We start from the raw sequence: 16,884 nt of genomic DNA, 5'->3' as shown, positions 1-16,884 counted from the left end.
TTCTTAGTTAGACGGTGATTATGCATTTTGCTGTTGCAATGGGCTTTCTTCTACCGTTTCAGCCGGGGCGGTTGGTTCACATTTGTCGACAAACCAGCCCAGGTAGGAGGTCACGATAGTGACGATGATACAAACGAAACTCAACCACATAAATGGGGCATAAGAGAGCGTCGCAACGCCTAGAATACTGGCCATATAGATGCCATTGTCACTCCATGGCACCATGCCGGAAGTCAATGTGCCACCAAATTCCGCATTACGAGAAAGGTTCTTACGTTTGTAACCCAAACGGTCGTAGTTCTTGGCGCAAATTTTTGGCGTTAGGAGCAGTGATACGTACATCGCTGAACCAAAGACATTACCCATAAATGCCGTTGCAATGGTTGAAGTGGCTAACGAGCCAGCACTGTTGACACGACGCTCGAACATTTTTGCAACGGTCTCTAGTACGCCAACTTTGTCCAGTAAACCACCAAAACCTAAACCAAAAACAATCACCGCCACTGAACCAAGCATTGAAGACATGCCACCACGGTTTAAGATTGAGTCGATAAAGTCAACGCCTGATAAGATTGAGTATGGTTCCCAAGCCGTTTGGAATGCAGTCAAGAAATCCACATCTTGAATCAACACTGCCCAGATAATACCCAGTAAAGAGCCAAAGCTAATAACAGGGAACGAAGGCATACGCATGGCGAGCAAAGCTAATACAATCACTACCGGAACAAAAGAAAATGGTGTGATGTAGAACTGTTGGTCCATTGCAGCAATTACACCATCAACTTGAGACATGTCGATGTTGCCAGCAAAGTGGAAACCAAACAGAGTAAACAGAATCCCAGTGATGATGTAGCTGATTAGCGCGATCGGCAGCATGCCTTTGATGTGTTCAACCACTTCCACGTTCGACATAGAAGAAGCAAGAATTACGGAATCAGACAATGGTGACATTTTATCGCCAAAGTAACAGCCAGATAAAATCGCACCTGCGGTAATCGGTGCTGGCACGCCAAGGCCTTGACCAATCCCCATCATCGCAATACCAGCTGTACCGGCCGCGCCCCAAGAGGTGCCGGTCGCCAAAGCCGTTAATGAACAGATCACCATGGTTGCGAGAAGGAAAATAGAAGGGTGAATCGCTTTTAGGCCATAGTAAATGATGGTTGGAACAATACCGCCAGAAATCCAAGTACCGACAAGGGCACCAACAGCCAACAGGATCAGTACGGCTCCTAAACCGTTCGAAATTCCGTTTAGCGCCGCTTGTTCTAATTCTTTATATTTATGCCCAAGTCGTAAGCCCAATACGATAATAATGAACCAACCTATATACAGAGCAAGCTGAATTGGTAAGTTAAACTTGGCAGTAAACGAAAATGCCATTAGCAGGAATAAACCAAGTGAAACAATTACTTGTGTCAAACTTGGTAGGCGAAGTGTACGTTGCGTCATCGCGAGCCTCTTAGCTATTTAATACTGTTCATTCCTTAGCGGGGGTGAAATCAACAAAATTCAGGGCAAACAAAGACCGAGGCCATGTGAATCACGTGGTCACTTTAATTTGATTGCGTAAGTTTGTTGAACAGATCTGCCCTCAGATTGACTCTGATAATGCTAAGTGATTGATACGAGTGTTAACTCCTTTTTGATAGTGCGGACTTTACCCTAATTAGACGAATATATCGTGCTTGTTTCATTTGTGTGCTGCATTTAGCTTTCAATTGGTTTACTTACGGTTAAATATTCCAATTATTGTTAATGGCGTGATGCTGGTGGGTTTTTGTAGTGTGATCTTTGTGTGTTACAAGTGTAATTGGGTGTTTTTGGCACAACGCACGTTTGAGGACGTCGCTTTGAGCGAGTAAATCATCATGAAAATGACCGTTTTATAGTGAAATTATTAAAATAATCGTAAAAGTTGTAGCAAAGGATGATTTTTCACTTGAGATTTTTGTTTGAAAATTGAAATATGGGTGAATACCCATTTTTAAAGAATACATGGAGAGTAGATGATGAGAGTAGGTTTAGTCGGTTGGCGTGGCATGGTTGGTTCTGTGTTAATGCAGCGTATGGTTGAAGAAGGTGACTTTAATTTCATTGAACCGGTATTTTACAGCACATCACAAATTGGTATTCCAGCCCCGTTTTTAGGAAAAGAGGCCGGAGATCTGCAAGATGCGTTTGATATTGACAGTTTAAAGCAGCTAGATGCGATTATTACTTGTCAAGGCGGCGGTTACACTGAAAAAGTGTACCCAGCACTTCGTCAAGCAGGTTGGAAAGGCTATTGGATTGATGCTGCTTCAACATTGCGTATGGCATCAGATTCAATCATTACCCTTGATCCGGTTAACCACGCACAAATTCAGCAGGGTATTCATGGCGGCACCAACACCTTTGTTGGTGGTAACTGTACTGTGAGCTTGATGCTAATGGGTCTTGGCGGTCTATTTGAAAAAGGTCTGGTTGAATGGACGAGCGCCATGACTTATCAAGCGGCGTCAGGCGCGGGTGCGCAAAACATGCGCGAGCTAATCTCACAGATGGGCGTGATTAACGATGCCGTTAGTTCTGAGTTGGCAAACCCAGCAAGCTCTATTCTAGATATCGATAAGAAAGTGGCTGATACCATGCGCAGCGGATCATTCCCAACCGATAAATTTGGCGTACCATTGGCAGGCTCGTTGATCCCATGGATCGATGTGAAGCGTGATAATGGTCAAAGTAAAGAAGAGTGGAAAGCGGGCGTAGAAGCAAACAAGATTCTTGGTTTCCAAAGTGCACCAGTACCGATTGATGGAACTTGTGTTCGTATCGGCGCAATGCGTTGTCACTCTCAAGCGCTTACAATCAAACTTAAGCAAAATGTGCCAATGGATGAGATCGAAGAAATCATCGCAACGCATAATGATTGGGTAAAAGTTGTGCCGAATGATCGTGATATTACAGCGCAAGAGCTGACACCGGCAAAAGTAACTGGCACGCTATCTGTTCCAGTTGGTCGTCTGCGTAAGATGGCAATGGGTGACGATTTCCTCAATGCGTTCACGGTTGGTGACCAGCTATTGTGGGGCGCTGCAGAGCCATTGCGCCGTACGTTGCGTATCATTCTAGCTGAGAAACAATAATCGATTATCCGTTTACTTTAGAGTGACGGTGTTCGTTGATTTGTCTCTTTAACACTGACCACGTTAAGTGTTTGAGGATAAATTGACCGGTAAAAAGAAAGGCTACCATTATAGGTAGCCTTTGTTGTTTTTGCGTGACACGTTTGATGTGAGCAAGTGACTGAGCAATTTATCGCCATAAGCCAGCGTAACTAGACATTATTTAAGCCATTGCACCTGTTTTCACATTAGAGTAGTGCGGTTGGAAAGCAGAGTTTGCTATGATACGCACAGATCCCAGACAATGTGCTCGATATGCCAGTTTAGGATGACTGTGTATAGATAAAGCCAACGGATAACTTGAAACAATGATAATCAATAAACAAAGCTTAGAAGAACAAGCCACCGACTACCTTCGTGATAAGATCGTTAACGGTGAAATGGAGCAAGGCGAAAAAATTGTTGAAAGCACTTTAGCCAAGGATTTGGAATTGTCGCGCAGCACAGTACGTATGGCGCTTAACACCTTATCTCATGAAGGGTTGGTGGTACAAAAACCTTACGCAGGCTGGCATGTATTCATGCTCGATGAAAATGATCTGTGGGAGTTGTACAACATACGAGTCGCGTTAGAAAGCCAAGCGGCATCGATGGCGGCCGAAAAAGCTTCAGAGCAAGATAAGAAGGCATTGAGTGCGCTGTTCCAAGAATATTGCGATCTTTGTGCGACGGTGCCCGATGACATTAAAGCCATCAGCCAGGCGGATTTTAAGTTACATCGAAAAATCGTCGAAGTGAGTTGCAGTAAAAGAATGGAAAAGGCTTACAGCCAAATTGCCAATCAATTACTAAGCTATTTGAGCATGACGCATATTGATTATGATCTCTCACAAAGTGCGCTGAGCCATAAACCGATGATCGATGCGATTTGTGACGGTAATGCAGAGCTTGCGTGGCAAGAGGCGAAAGCCAATATCACACCGGTGACGCCACTGTGTGATTCAATAAAGAATCATCAAGCATAACGAATTACTCGCAGCTCGATTGATCGCTCAGTCTATTTAGATACCCGCCATAGTGCGGGTATTTTTATGCTTGTTTGACGGTAGTTGCTGATATTTCTTAAGTTGATATTTTAACTCACACTAACAAATCAATGACATGCAGCTGACTTGGCTCCTTTACCGTAGCGCCCCGTTGGTAAAAGGGGAACAACGATGAAAAGAACGAAGCAAGGTTTTACGCTGATTGAATTAGTAGTGGTTATTGTCATATTGGGGGTCTTAGCTGTAGTAGCACTGCCGAAGTTCATCAATCTTAAAGACAGTGCTAATACTTCTGCACTACAAGGTGTTTCAGCTGCAGTGCACGATGCAGTGGAGTTGGCCCACAGCAAAGCGTTGGTATTAGGTAAGCAAGATGAACCTTACTACAGTGTCGAACAAGCAGGTTCAATACAATTTGGTTATCCTTCGGTGAATAAGCAAGGACTTGTTGAATTTATGACCTTAGATGAAGGTTACCATGACTTAAGCAAGCAGTGGGTTTGGGCTGCATTTAACCAAGGCTCAGTCGCCAATCCAGATTATTGGATAGTCACTCGTTCGAGTAATCTTCAAGGTTATACGGGGAGTGATTTTAATGGAGAAATAGCGGCAACTCAGTGCTATGTGAAGTACACCACGGCTATGCAGGTGGGTGATGGCTATTCTATTGAAATCGTATCTGACGGCTGTTAAGTAAAGCTGGGATGAAAATCTGTTAACAGAGAGGGTGTCAACGACACCCTCTTTTCTATTTCTTATCTTGCAATACAAACGGCTTAATCACGCTCAGCGTTTTGCGCCACCATGCGCTCATCAGGGTCAGCAAGTTCGCTGCCACAGAACTTACAATTCATCGCATCCGCCTCATGACCAGACTTGGAACAATTTGGGCATTTAACCAGAGTTCGATGTGATTTCATTTCTTGGTTTAGTTCCGCGGTGATGATCCCGGTTGGCACCGCCAATATTGAATAACCCAATAACATCGTGATGGATGCGATACCTTTACCCAAGGCCGTTTGAGGCACTAAATCCCCATAGCCGACAGTCGTAATGGTCACAATTGCCCAATAGATGCTTTGCGGAATACTGGTAAAGCCATTAGCTGGTCCTTCAATAACATAGATCAGCGACCCCAAAATCGTAACCAAGATCGCCACGGTGTTAAAGAAGATAAAAATCTTACGTTTTGCCATCAAAAGTGAGCGCAGCAAGATATTGGAATCTTGTAAATAACGGACCAACTTCAACACGCGGAAGATGCGCATAACACGAAGAAGTCTTACTACCCCCATAAATGACACGGCAGGGAAGAAGATCGCCAGATAGGTAGGCAAGATCGCGAGTAAGTCTATGACGCCATAAAAGCTGGTGGCGTAAGATTTTGGTTTCGGTGAGCAGTAAAGGCGTAGCAGGTACTCGAGCGTAAATAATGCAGTAAAAGCGTACTCGCAGTAACGAAGCTCTCTGCTCCATTCGGTCATTACGGAAGGCAACGACTCTAAAACTAATACCACCAACGAAATTAGGATGGCAATGATCAAGCCTATATCAAAGGCTCGGCCAGCTTTAGTGTGCGTGCCGAAAATAATGACGTAGAGATGATGCTTTAAAGAAGTCTTTGGCATGATGTGTCATTGTTAAAAAAAGATGCCACATCATACCAGAAAGGAAAGGGGAGGCTAACTGGCGAAATTGGTTTCGCTATTGTTAGCCTTATCAGCGAGACGTTTACGCTTAGCCCATTAAAGCCGGGAAAAGGCCGCGAATACCGTTAGCAATAAACTCAATGCCAAGTGCACCCAAGATCAAACCCATGATACGAGTAATGACGTTAATCCCGGTTTGACCTAGAAAACGAACCAATAGCGGTGCTGAGCGGAATAGTAACCATGAGCAGAAGCAAAATACGATGATGGTTAAAATAATGCCCAAAGTATCAAACATGCTTGGATAGCGAGCGCCGTAAACAATGGTCGAACTGATTGCACCAGGGCCTGCCATGAGCGGCATCGCCAATGGCACAACGCCAACTTGTTCGCGAGTCACCGACTCGGTCTTTTCTTGTTTGTTCTGTTTATCTTCACCTAACTTACCGCTCATCATTGAAAATGCGATGCTCAGTAATAGCAAGCCACCAGCCACTCGGAATGAATCGATAGAAATACTGAACATGTCGAGCAGAAACTGACCCGCCAGTAACGAGACCACCAAGATGATAACAACGGCAAAATTTGCCGTTAAGGCAGTCTTTTTCTTTTCCTCTACAGTCATGTGGCCTGTAAGTGAAACGAAGACAGGCATAATACCAATAGGGTTAACAGCCGCGACAAGGCCTAGAAAGAACTGAAGGAAAATCGCAAGCTCGATAGTTTGCATAGTAGTGACTCACGCGTTGAGAAAATGAAAAAGTTAAGGAGGTTATTTCGCGCATAATGTAGTTCATTACGAACAAGTAAACGAATGAAAAAATCTAACGTATAAAGGTCACTACGAGTGAGAAAATCTTATTATTGACGCTTTTGTGAACGGTATAAAAAAGGTTTGTTACGTGATCGGCATGAAACTTAAGATTGCAATCTTCATAAGTGTTAACATTCGCACACTTTCAACAAAAGATATGTCTAGTTGTAGAGAGATAATGCGATTTGGATATACTCTCAGTAGCACGTAAAAACTCACCTACAATGATGAGTTTTGTATAAAAATGAAACTTTTTTACAGAATTTTGAAAGTTTTTGAGTTTTTGTTGTTTAACTGCGGTTTTTTTGAGCATTAGTGTTTCGGGGTTATATTTCTTTTAAATCAGTGTGTTAAGGTTGTTTTTCTTAGGTGGGCACCACTAAGGGAGTAATTAATTTTTCAGAACTGATCTGAGTCAATTTTTTTCACACTCTGAAATATTATACTCAGCCCTGAAAGCAATTTACTAAGAGTGTTGTTAGTTACATCACCCAAGAGCGTGAACGAGAACCAACAACGAGCTTAATAAAAAGTTTTTAATATTTGTTAATTTTAGGAGATTCCCTATGCCTGTAACTAATTTGGCTGAACTAGATGCTCTAGTAGCTCGCGTAAAAGCAGCTCAAGAAGAATTCGCTACGTTCTCTCAAGAACAAGTAGACGCAATTTTCCGCGCAGCATCTCTAGCAGCTAACCATGCTCGTATCCCGCTAGCACAACAAGCGGTTGCAGAGTCTGGTATGGGTATTGTTGAAGATAAAGTAATCAAGAACCACTTTGCATCTGAGTTCATTTACAACAAATACAAAGATGAAAAAACCTGTGGCATCCTTGAAGAAGACGACAACCTAGGCACGATGACTATCGCTGAGCCTGTAGGTATCATCTGCGGTATCGTTCCAACAACTAACCCAACGTCTACAGCGATCTTTAAGTCTCTGATCTCTCTGAAGACTCGTAACGGTATCATCTTCTCACCACACCCACGTGCTAAAAACTCTACTAACGACGCAGCTAAACTTGTTCTAGATGCAGCAGTAGCAGCCGGCGCACCAAAAGACATCATCGGTTGGATCGACCAACCTTCAGTTGAGCTTTCAAACGCTCTTATGAAGCACGATGGTATCGCTCTTATCCTTGCAACTGGTGGTCCAGGCATGGTTAAAGCAGCATACTCTTCTGGTAAACCAGCAATCGGCGTAGGTGCAGGTAACGTTCCTGTAGTTATCGATGAAACAGCAGACGTTAAACGTGCTGTAGCATCAATCCTTATGTCTAAAACATTCGATAACGGCGTAGTTTGTGCTTCTGAGCAAGCAGTTATCGTAATGGACGAAGTTTATGACGAAGTGAAAGAGCGTTTTGCTTCTCACAAAGGTCATGTACTAAGCAAAGCTGACGCAGATAAAGTTCGTAAAGTTCTTCTTATCGACGGCGCACTAAACGCAAAAATCGTAGGTCAACCTGCAACTGCAATCGCTGAAATGGCGGGTGTTAAAGTTCCTGCAGATACTAAGATTCTTGTTGGTGAAGGCCTAGGCGAAGTATCTTACGATGACGAATTCGCTCACGAGAAACTATCTCCAACTCTTGGTATGTTCCGTGCGTCTTCTTTCGAAAACGCAGTTGCTCAAGCAGTTACAATGGTAGAAATCGGTGGTATCGGCCATACATCTGGTCTTTACACTAACCAAGACGTGAATGCAGACCGTATCCGTTACTTCGGTGACAAGATGAAGACTGCACGTATTCTTATCAACATCCCAACTACTCACGGCGGTATCGGTGACCTGTACAACTTCAACGTTGCACCATCACTAACGCTAGGTTGTGGTTCATGGGGTGGTAACTCTATCTCTGAAAACGTTGGTCCTAAGCACCTAATCAACAAGAAAACTGTTGCGAAGCGAGCTGAAAATATGTTGTGGCACAAACTACCGAAATCAATCTACTTCCGTCGTGGTAGCCTTCCAATCGCTCTTGGCGACCTAGAAGGTAAGAAACGTGCGTTCCTAGTAACTGACCGTTTCCTATTCAACAACGGTTACGCTGATGACGTAGTAAGCCTACTTAAAGCTCAAGGTATCGAAGTTCAAACATTCTTTGATGTAGAAGCAGATCCAACTCTATCAGTAGTAGAGAAAGGCGCTGAAGCAATGAAGAGCTTCCAGCCTGACGTAATCCTTGCTCTAGGTGGCGGTTCTCCAATGGACGCGGCTAAGATCATGTGGGTTATGTACGAGCACCCAGAAACTCACTTTGAAGAACTAGCAATGCGCTTTATGGACATCCGTAAACGTATCTACAAGTTCCCTAAAATGGGTCAAAAAGCTGAGCTTGTATGTATCACTACAACTTCAGGTACGGGTTCAGAAGTTACTCCATTCGCGGTTGTTACTGACGACAAGACTGGTGCTAAGTACCCACTAGCTGACTACGAAATCACGCCAAACATGGCTATCGTTGATGCGAACCTAGTAATGAACATGCCTAAGTCGCTAACAGCGTTCGGTGGTTACGATGCAGTAACTCACGCTCTAGAAGCTTACGTATCAGTTCTTGCGAACGAATACTCAGATGGTCAAGCTCTGCAAGCTCTTAAGATGCTTAAAGAATACCTACCATCTAGCTACAAAAATGGTTCTGCTGACCCAATCGCTCGTGAGAAAGTACACAACGCAGCAACCATCGCTGGTATGGCATTTGCGAACGCATTCCTAGGTGTTTGTCACTCAATGGCACACAAACTAGGTGCTGAGTTCCACCTACCACATGGTCTTGCTAACGCACTACTTATCTCAAACGTTGTACGTTACAACGCGAACGATAACCCAACTAAACAAACTGCGTTCTCTCAATACGACCGTCCACAAGCACGTCGTCGTTACGCTGAAGTTGCTGACCACCTAGGCCTAAGCCAAGCTGGTGACCGCACTGCTCAGAAGATTGAACGTCTACTAACTTGGTTGGAAGAGCTTAAAGTTGATTTGGATATTCCACTATCAATCCAAGCTGCTGGCGTAAACGAAGCTGACTTCATCTCTAAACTTGAAGAGCTATCAGTTGAAGCGTTCGATGACCAATGTACTGGTGCGAACCCACGTTACCCACTAATCAGCGAGCTAAAAGAAGTGCTAACTGCTTCTTACTTCGGGACTGCATTTGTTGAAGGTGAAACTTTCGAAGGTACAACTGTTATCAAGAAGAAAGCTGACCAAGAAGCAAAACCTGCTAAAGCTAAGAAAGAGAAAGCGGGCGCTTAATTTAAGCTCCAGCTATGAGTTAGGTTTTCGCTAGCACGAAATCTACTTTATCGGAAAAGTACCAAGCCCCTGTCGAAAGACAGGGGCTTTTTTCGTTTGGAACGAATTGAGAGCGCTGCGCTTTGAGAGTCGAGAATTGAGAATCGAGAGCAAAGAGCAAAGAGCAAAGAGCCGAGAGATCCCCGACTCGGTCGTTCCTCCCTCTCGAGGATGACGCTCGCGGTAAAGCTTAGCTGTACGCGCTCGTATCTCGCTTTTTGCTTTTCGTATATTGGATTTCGCGTCCCGGGAATGACCCTATCTTCTCTCGTCTCGCTTCTCGGAGCGAAGCGTTCTGCTCTTCTCTCGTCTCTCGCATCCCGCTTTTCTCTCATCTCACCTCTCGCGGCCATAACCCTTCGGTCATTCCATAGAGCGCGTAGCGCGAGTAAGGAATCTGCTTTTGTGCGGTGAAGTTGTAGATCCCCCGACTCGGTCGTTCCTCCCTCTCGAGGATGACGAAATCGGGCGGGTGGTTTGTCTCGCGATAAAGCTCAGCTACACGCTCTTGCATCTCGCTTCTTTTTTTCGCCTTTCGTTTCTCAACTCTCGGAGCGCAGCGTTCTGCTCTTTTTTCGTATCGTCTCTCGCATCCCGCTTTTCTCTCGTCTCACCTCTCGTGGCCATAACCCTTCGGTCATTCCATAGAGCGCGTAGCGCGAGTAGGGAATCTGCTTTTGTGCGGTGAAGTTGCAGATTCCCGACTCGGTCGTTCCTCCCTCTCGAGGATGACGGCATTGGGCGGGTGGTTTGTCTCGCGGTAAAGCTTAGTTTTGTGCTCTCGCTTTTTGCTTTTCGTTTCTCAACTCTCGGAGCGCAGCGTTCTGATCTTTTTCGCATAGCCTCTCGCATCTCGCTTCTTTTTTTTCGTCTCTTCTCGACACAAAAAAGCCGATGCGTTGGCATCGGCTCTTTGGTCAGCGAAGAAGCGTTTACTTCTCTTCGTCTGGCAACTTAACATTCAGCTCTAGCACTGAAATGTCATCGTCTTTGTGCTCAAACGTCAGGTCGACCATAGACGGATCAACGGCAACGTATTTACTGATCACGGCAAGAATGTCTTCTTTAAGCTGTGGTAAGTAAGACGGTGCTGGATCATCGTGGCTACGACGTTCGGCAACAATAATCTGCAAACGTTCTTTGGCTAAGTTTGCTGAATTTTTTTTCTGTGGACGGAAAAATTCCAATAATGACATGCCGTTTTAGCCTCCAAATAGTCGTTTGAAAATCCCTTTCTTCTGCTCAGTTAGGAAGCGGAAGTCAATTTGATCACCCAATAAACGATCAACGGTATCTGCATAAGCTTGGCCTGCATCAGACTGATCGTCAAAAATTACTGGTACACCTTTGTTTGATGCGTTCAGTACTGCTTGGCTTTCTGGGATTACACCCAGTAGCGAAATGTGCAGGATCTCTTCTACGTCTTCCACGCTCAGCATTTCACCTTGGTTTACGCGAGCTGGGTTGTAGCGAGTCAGTAGAAGATGTTGTTTTACTGGTTCTAACCCTTGTTCTGCGCGAACAGATTTAGAATCAAGAATACCAAGAATACGGTCTGAATCGCGTACAGAAGAGACTTCAGGGTTGGTGGTCACAATCGCTTCATCAGCGAAGTACAGTGCCATTAGCGCGCCTTGCTCGATGCCTGCTGGTGAATCACAGATAACAAAGTCGAAGCCCATTTCGTCTAACTCATCAAGCACACGTCGTACGCCTTCTTTGGTTAGCGCATCTTTATCGCGAGTTTGAGACGCCGGTAGAATGAACAGGTTGTCAGTGCGCTTATCTTTGATCATCGCTTGGTTCAACGTTGCTTCGCCATTGATGACGTTAACAAAGTCATAGACCACACGGCGCTCACAGCCCATGATAAGATCAAGGTTACGCAGACCGATATCGAAATCGATCACTGCAGTTTTCTTTCCTTTTAGCGCAAGGCCCGAGGCAATCGCTGCGCTGGAGGTTGTTTTACCCACACCGCCTTTACCTGACGTGACGACAATAATGCGTGCCATTCTTTATTCCTTATAATCTCTTAAATCGTCAACAACTCAAACTTGAGCGAGTCATCATCTAAACTAAATAATACTTTTTGCTGCCAAAACTCTTCGGCGAACTGCTCGGTTAGCCAGTAATGGCCGGCGATAGACATCAATTCTGCATGTAATTTATTACATACGATGACCGCGCCTTTATTTCCATTTGCTCCAGCAATTGCGCGACCGCGCAATGTGCCGTGAATGTGGATAGAACCATCGGCAATGACTTCTGCGCCTTCACTTACATGGTTGAGCACCACAAGATCCGCATCTTTGGCATAGATTTGCTGGCCAGAACGTACTGGAGTACGAATGATCTTGGTCGGAGCCATGATTGCCGGTGCTTGTGCTGGCGACTTGCTGGCCGACATGATGGCAAAGCCAGCTTCACTTGCCATGTTTTGGGTGCGTTTATCTTTGCTGCCCGTAATGCCGACCGGTATCATGCCGACATTAGAAATTCCGTGTTTTAACGCTGAAAAATCAATGTCACCTTGTACAAGGGAAACATTGATGACTACTGGCGCTGATTTGAAAAAAGCGGGAGCTTGCTCGACCTTCTCTTTCAGAAAATGAATAGTTTTTTCGACATCGTTGTCAGAAAGGTGCAAAACTGACAAAGTAAAACTACTACCTTTCAAATCCGGGGTATGTGACATCTTTTACTTTGGACCTCATTGGGTTATCGCCGTCGTAGAAATGACGTTGCCTGAGAGTAGGGGTGTCATGTTATATTCCCCGCATACGGTCAGCAAGTTATCTTGCTCTCATTTGGGCGTTTTCTTCCCAAAAATGACTTAAGATTGATATTCTTTAAACTAAGATGGATTAAAGGCTTCCCATGATTTGTGCTATTTACAAAAGTTCGAAAAAAGAAGGCGCATACTTATATGTGCCAAAAAAGGACGATTTTTCACAAGTTCCTGACCAACTAATGCAAATGTTTGGTAAACCTACCATGGTGATGGTGGTGAAACTTGAAGGTCGTACCCTAGCACAAGTGGATGTTGAAAAAGTGAAACAGTCGATGAATGAAGAAGGCTTTTTCCTGCAATTACCGCCACCACCAAAAAACTTGTTAGACGAATATAAAGAACAAAAAGCACGTCAGAAATCTGAATAAAGATCAGATTGCTCAAGGAGGGCAATTGTGAAAAAACTACTGTCAGTCGTACTAGGCTTAACCATTACATCTTCAGTGTTTGCTCAAGAAAAAAGCTTTGAGCAATATGTTGAATTCTTGAAAACCCAAGCGCTGGAAAACGGTATCTCAGAGCCGATAGTCACCAGTGCTTTTGCCGACGTTACTTTTAAACCGCGTGCTGTTACCGCAGATCGCAACCAGCCAGAGAAAAAACTCACCTTAGATGAGTACATCCCCCGTGCTGTGCCAGAGTGGAAAGTAAAACAAGCGAAAGAGTTGTATAAAGAACACCAAGCAGAGCTGACACGTATTGGGGAAGAGTACGGTGTACAGCCAAGATTTATTGTCGCGCTATGGGGCGTGGAAAGTAATTTTGGTAAATTCACCGGTAACTACAGCGTGGTTGATGCACTATCAACCATGGCTTATGAAGGACGTCGTGAAGAGTTCTTCCGTAAAGAGTTGATGTCAGCACTGACTATTCTCGATCAAGGCCACATTGACGTTGACGATATGAAAGGCTCTTGGGCTGGCGCTATGGGTCAATGCCAGTTTATGCCAAGTTCATTCTTAAGCTTTGCTGCCGATGGCAACGGCGATGGCAAGAAAGACATCTGGAACACCAAAGCGGATGTGTTTGCTTCAACAGCCAATTATCTAAGCCAATCTGGTTGGGATGATTCATACACTTGGGGTCGCCAAGTAAAACTACCGGCTGACTTTGACATGAGCATTGAAGGTCGCGTAGAAGGCAAACAGAAAACCTTGACCGAATGGAGCAAGTTGGGCGTCACACGTTATGATGGTCGCCCATTACCGAAGTTAGATAACGATATCGAAGCTTGGCTAACCGCACCGGATCAAGCCGATGGCCGCGTTTACCTTGTTTACAACAACTACAATGTTTTAATGAAGTGGAACCGCTCTTACTACTTCGCATTGGCTGTTAGCCATCTTGCTGACCGCATTATGTTAGATTAAGCGTTCTATTCAAACGTGTTATCTTGAGGGGCTCATTGAGCCCCTTTTATTTTTAGGAGATGCAGTGCTTTCCGATCGAGCCGCGCAGATGGTGGTTTTTTCCGCTTTGCTTAAACATAAAAACTTCACTCTCGCAGCCAAGAGCTTGGGTGTTTCCGTTTCGCACGTCAGTAAACAATTGGCGCAGCTTGAGCAATCACTCGGTGTTAAGTTAGTCCAGCGAACTACGCGCAGTTTTACTGCAACTGAAGCGGGTGAGCGTTTTCATCGTCATTGCCAAAAGATCGTTAAGATCATTGATGAAGCGCAAAATGAAATTGAAAGCCAACGCGATGAGGTCGAAGGGCTCGTCAAACTAGGGCTTTCCCAATCGTTTGGTACCTTACATATCATTCCTGCAATTCAAGAGCTACGTGAGCAATACCCAAATCTGCAAGTGGAAGTTCATTTGTTTGATTACAAAGTCGATATGCTCGAAGAGGGGCTGGATCTGTGGATCACCAATAACGAACACTTGCCGGAAGGCTACATTGCCCGCCGTATTGCAGATTGCCAATTTGTGGTCGCTGCGTCGCCTGATTATCTCATGCAGCATAGCGCGCCAGTACACCCTCATGATCTTAGTGAGCATAACTGTTTGATTTATCGCAGTTGGCAGCGTGATTACACCAATTGGGCATTTGTGAACTCAGAGCAACAGCTGAATGTAAAAGTCTCAGGTAACTATTCTGTTGACCTTGCAGAAGCGGTGCGTGATGCGGCTGTGGCAGGGTGGGGAATCGCCTATCTCGCGACTTATTTAATTCGTGATGAATTTAAAACCGGCCAGCTTATTCAACTATTACCAGAGTGGAAGGCCAGTCAAACCATGCCTTTTTATGCGGTTTATCCAAGCCGTCATTATTTGCCCAAAAAGACCTCTGCCGTGATCGACTTTATCAAAGATAAAATTGGTAACCCATGTTATTGGGACGTGCAACTTGCTCCCTACATCAGCCGCCCGAGTGAACCGCGTTAAAGCTTGTGATTATTTCCAAAGCCGGAAACATCTTTTTCATTTGGAAATAATCTCATTGAGCAATCGTTTATCCTAAGAAAAAACAACAAGTTAAATTGGTGGTGTAAAAAGCATCACTAATACGTACAAACTTGCAACAAGTGTGACTTGCATCTCATTTTTTCGCCGCTATTATCCGATGCCTTTCCAGTTCCCCCTTTTAGTCGGATTCACTTTATGAACTCAATCTTAGGTATTGTGGCGATTTTGCTTACCGCATGGTTGCTATCAACCAACCGTAAAAACATTAATTACCGCACCGTATCTCTCGCGTTTGCACTACAAGTTTCTTTTGCTCTTTTGGTGCTGTATGTACCAGCGGGCAAAGATGCACTAGGCAATGTGACCGCTGCTGTATCTAACTTAATCAACTACGGCCAAGAAGGGATTGCGTTCCTATTTGGCGGTTTGGCAACAGGCGGCTTTACCTTTGCGATTAATGTATTGGGTATCATCGTATTCTTCTCAGCACTGATCTCAGGTTTATACCACATTGGCTTAATGCCAAAAGTGATTAACCTTATCGGTGGTGGTTTACAAAAACTGTTGGGTATTGGTCGCGCTGAATCCCTTTCTGCGACCGCGAACATCTTCGTGGGTATGATTGAAGCGCCATTGGTGGTTAAACCATACCTAAAGCACATGACAGATTCACAGTTCTTTACTGTAATGACTTGTGGTTTGGCATCAGTTGCGGGTGGTACTTTGGTTGGCTACGCATCATTGGGCGTGGATCTTAACTACCTAATCGCGGCTGCCTTTATGTCAGCACCTGCGGGTCTGCTGATGGCAAAAATTATGATGCCAGAGAGCGAAACATTAACGCCAGAAGTAGAGCTAGATAACGTTGAAATGCCAAAAGCAACCAACGTAGTCGAAGCGATGGCTGATGGTGCGATGTCTGGTTTACGTATCGCGGTAGCGGTAGGCGCAACTTTACTTGCGTTTGTCAGTGTGATTGCGCTGCTAAACGGTATTCTTGGCTGGGCTGGTGGCCTAGTGGGTATCGACCTAAGTTTTGAACTGATCCTTGGTTACCTATTTGCACCCGTTGCATGGCTACTTGGCGTGCCATGGAGCGAGGCGACTATCGCGGGTTCTCTAATCGGTAACAAGATTGTGGTTAACGAATTCGTGGCTTTCATCCAATTAATGGAAGTGAAACCACTACTGAGTGAACACTCACAAGCAATCGTAACGTTTGCACTATGTGGCTTTGCTAACATCTCAACCATGGCAATGCTGATCGGCGGCCTAGGCAGCATCGTACCTGAAAAGCGCAGCTTCATCTCTCAATACGGCTTCCGCGCAATTGCGGCGGGCGTGATGGCAAACTTAATGAGCGCATCACTGGCAGGCGTGATTCTGAGCCTTTAAGGTTTTCAGAGTCGAGATCTGAGATTCGAGAGTCGAGAAAATTCGGCTACGCCTTACGGTGAGAATGTAGAGGCGTATGTTAAGAATTAAAAGGGGTTAGCGTATTACGCAAACCCCTTTTTTTGAATCTCAGCGCGTAGCTTTCTCATTACTTGTCTCTCAATTCTCGGAGCGAAGTGTTCTCGCTTCTCGCGTCTCAAATCTCGGAGCGCAGCGTCTCAGATCCTTCGGTCATTCCATAGAGCGCGAAGCGCGAGTAGGGAATCTGCTTTTGTGCGCTGAAGCCAAAGATCCCCGACTCGGTCGTTCCTCCCTCTCGAGGATGACGAAGTAGGGTGAGGTAGTTATTTTCGATCACAGAAAATCTC

The 16,884-nt window shown here is 44.9% G+C and carries 14 protein-coding genes; 8 read left to right on the top strand and 6 right to left on the bottom strand.

From position 1 onward, the window contains the following. Nucleotides 1-18 precede the first annotated feature (18 nt). Complete coding sequence (nhaC, locus tag RH85_RS06725; RefSeq protein WP_006711453.1) at nt 19-1,452, bottom strand: Na+/H+ antiporter NhaC; 1,434 nt, start codon at nt 1,450-1,452, stop codon at nt 19-21. 560 nt (nt 1,453-2,012) lie between these two features. Between nhaC and asd the strand changes: the two genes are divergently transcribed. From asd to RH85_RS06710, 3 genes are all read left to right on the top strand, one after another. After that, a complete protein-coding gene (gene asd, locus RH85_RS06720; RefSeq protein ID WP_006711452.1) occupies nt 2,013-3,128 on the top strand; it encodes an aspartate-semialdehyde dehydrogenase in 1,116 nt (371 codons plus the stop codon). Nucleotides 3,129-3,475: 347 nt separating this feature from the next. Next, nucleotides 3,476-4,132, top strand: a complete 657-nt coding sequence (locus tag RH85_RS06715) for a GntR family transcriptional regulator (RefSeq protein WP_006711451.1) — start codon at nt 3,476-3,478, stop codon at nt 4,130-4,132. A 192-nt stretch (nt 4,133-4,324) separates the two neighbouring features. Continuing rightward, nucleotides 4,325-4,846 carry a prepilin-type N-terminal cleavage/methylation domain-containing protein gene (locus RH85_RS06710; protein ID WP_006711450.1) on the top strand — a complete coding sequence of 174 codons (522 nt, stop codon included), beginning with the start codon at nt 4,325-4,327 and terminating at the stop codon, nt 4,844-4,846. Between the two features lie 83 nt (nt 4,847-4,929). Here the strand turns inward: RH85_RS06710 and RH85_RS06705 are convergent, their stop codons facing one another. Further along, nucleotides 4,930-5,781 carry an ion transporter gene (locus tag RH85_RS06705; RefSeq protein WP_006711449.1) on the bottom strand — a complete coding sequence of 284 codons (852 nt, stop codon included), beginning with the start codon at nt 5,779-5,781 and terminating at the stop codon, nt 4,930-4,932. A gap of 109 nt (nt 5,782-5,890) precedes the next feature. Continuing rightward, entirely contained in the window at nt 5,891-6,532 is a 642-nt protein-coding gene (locus RH85_RS06700) for a YchE family NAAT transporter (protein WP_006711448.1), read from the bottom strand. Between the two features lie 650 nt (nt 6,533-7,182). Here RH85_RS06700 and adhE point away from each other — a divergent pair. After that, entirely contained in the window at nt 7,183-9,879 is a 2,697-nt protein-coding gene (gene adhE, locus RH85_RS06695) for a bifunctional acetaldehyde-CoA/alcohol dehydrogenase (RefSeq protein WP_006711447.1), read from the top strand. Nucleotides 9,880-10,850: 971 nt separating this feature from the next. Here the strand turns inward: adhE and minE are convergent. The 3 genes from minE to minC are packed head-to-tail and all read right to left on the bottom strand — an operon-like array spanning nt 10,851 to nt 12,616. Further along, nucleotides 10,851-11,114, bottom strand: coding sequence for a cell division topological specificity factor MinE (gene minE / locus RH85_RS06680; RefSeq protein WP_006711444.1), 264 nt, complete (start codon nt 11,112-11,114; stop codon nt 10,851-10,853). 6 nt (nt 11,115-11,120) lie between these two features. Next, nucleotides 11,121-11,933, bottom strand: a complete 813-nt coding sequence (gene minD / locus RH85_RS06675; protein ID WP_006711443.1) for a septum site-determining protein MinD — start codon at nt 11,931-11,933, stop codon at nt 11,121-11,123. 20 nt (nt 11,934-11,953) lie between these two features. Continuing rightward, entirely contained in the window at nt 11,954-12,616 is a 663-nt protein-coding gene (gene minC, locus RH85_RS06670) for a septum site-determining protein MinC (protein WP_006711442.1), read from the bottom strand. A 182-nt stretch (nt 12,617-12,798) separates the two neighbouring features. Here minC and RH85_RS06665 point away from each other — a divergent pair, with 182 nt between their 5' ends. The 4 genes from RH85_RS06665 to RH85_RS06650 all read left to right on the top strand — a co-directional run bounded on the left by RH85_RS06665 (nt 12,799) and on the right by RH85_RS06650 (nt 16,516). Then, on the top strand, nt 12,799-13,080 hold the full coding sequence (locus RH85_RS06665; protein ID WP_006711441.1) for a YcgL domain-containing protein: 282 nt from the start codon (nt 12,799-12,801) through the stop codon (nt 13,078-13,080). A gap of 27 nt (nt 13,081-13,107) precedes the next feature. Next, nucleotides 13,108-14,082: a lytic murein transglycosylase gene (locus tag RH85_RS06660; RefSeq protein ID WP_006711440.1), complete on the top strand. Its 975-nt coding sequence runs from the start codon at nt 13,108-13,110 to the stop codon at nt 14,080-14,082. Nucleotides 14,083-14,146: 64 nt separating this feature from the next. After that, nucleotides 14,147-15,100, top strand: a complete 954-nt coding sequence (locus tag RH85_RS06655) for a LysR family transcriptional regulator (RefSeq protein WP_006711439.1) — start codon at nt 14,147-14,149, stop codon at nt 15,098-15,100. Nucleotides 15,101-15,316: 216 nt separating this feature from the next. Next, nucleotides 15,317-16,516: a NupC/NupG family nucleoside CNT transporter gene (locus tag RH85_RS06650; RefSeq protein ID WP_006711438.1), complete on the top strand. Its 1,200-nt coding sequence runs from the start codon at nt 15,317-15,319 to the stop codon at nt 16,514-16,516. Nucleotides 16,517-16,884 lie beyond the last annotated feature (368 nt).

The organism is Vibrio ichthyoenteri ATCC 700023, assembly GCF_000222605.1.
In the GTDB taxonomy this organism is placed as follows: Bacteria; Pseudomonadota; Gammaproteobacteria; order Enterobacterales; family Vibrionaceae; genus Vibrio; species Vibrio ichthyoenteri.
The sequence above is the reverse complement of the archived record's forward strand: the minus strand, read 5'-3'. Positions and strand labels throughout refer to the sequence as shown.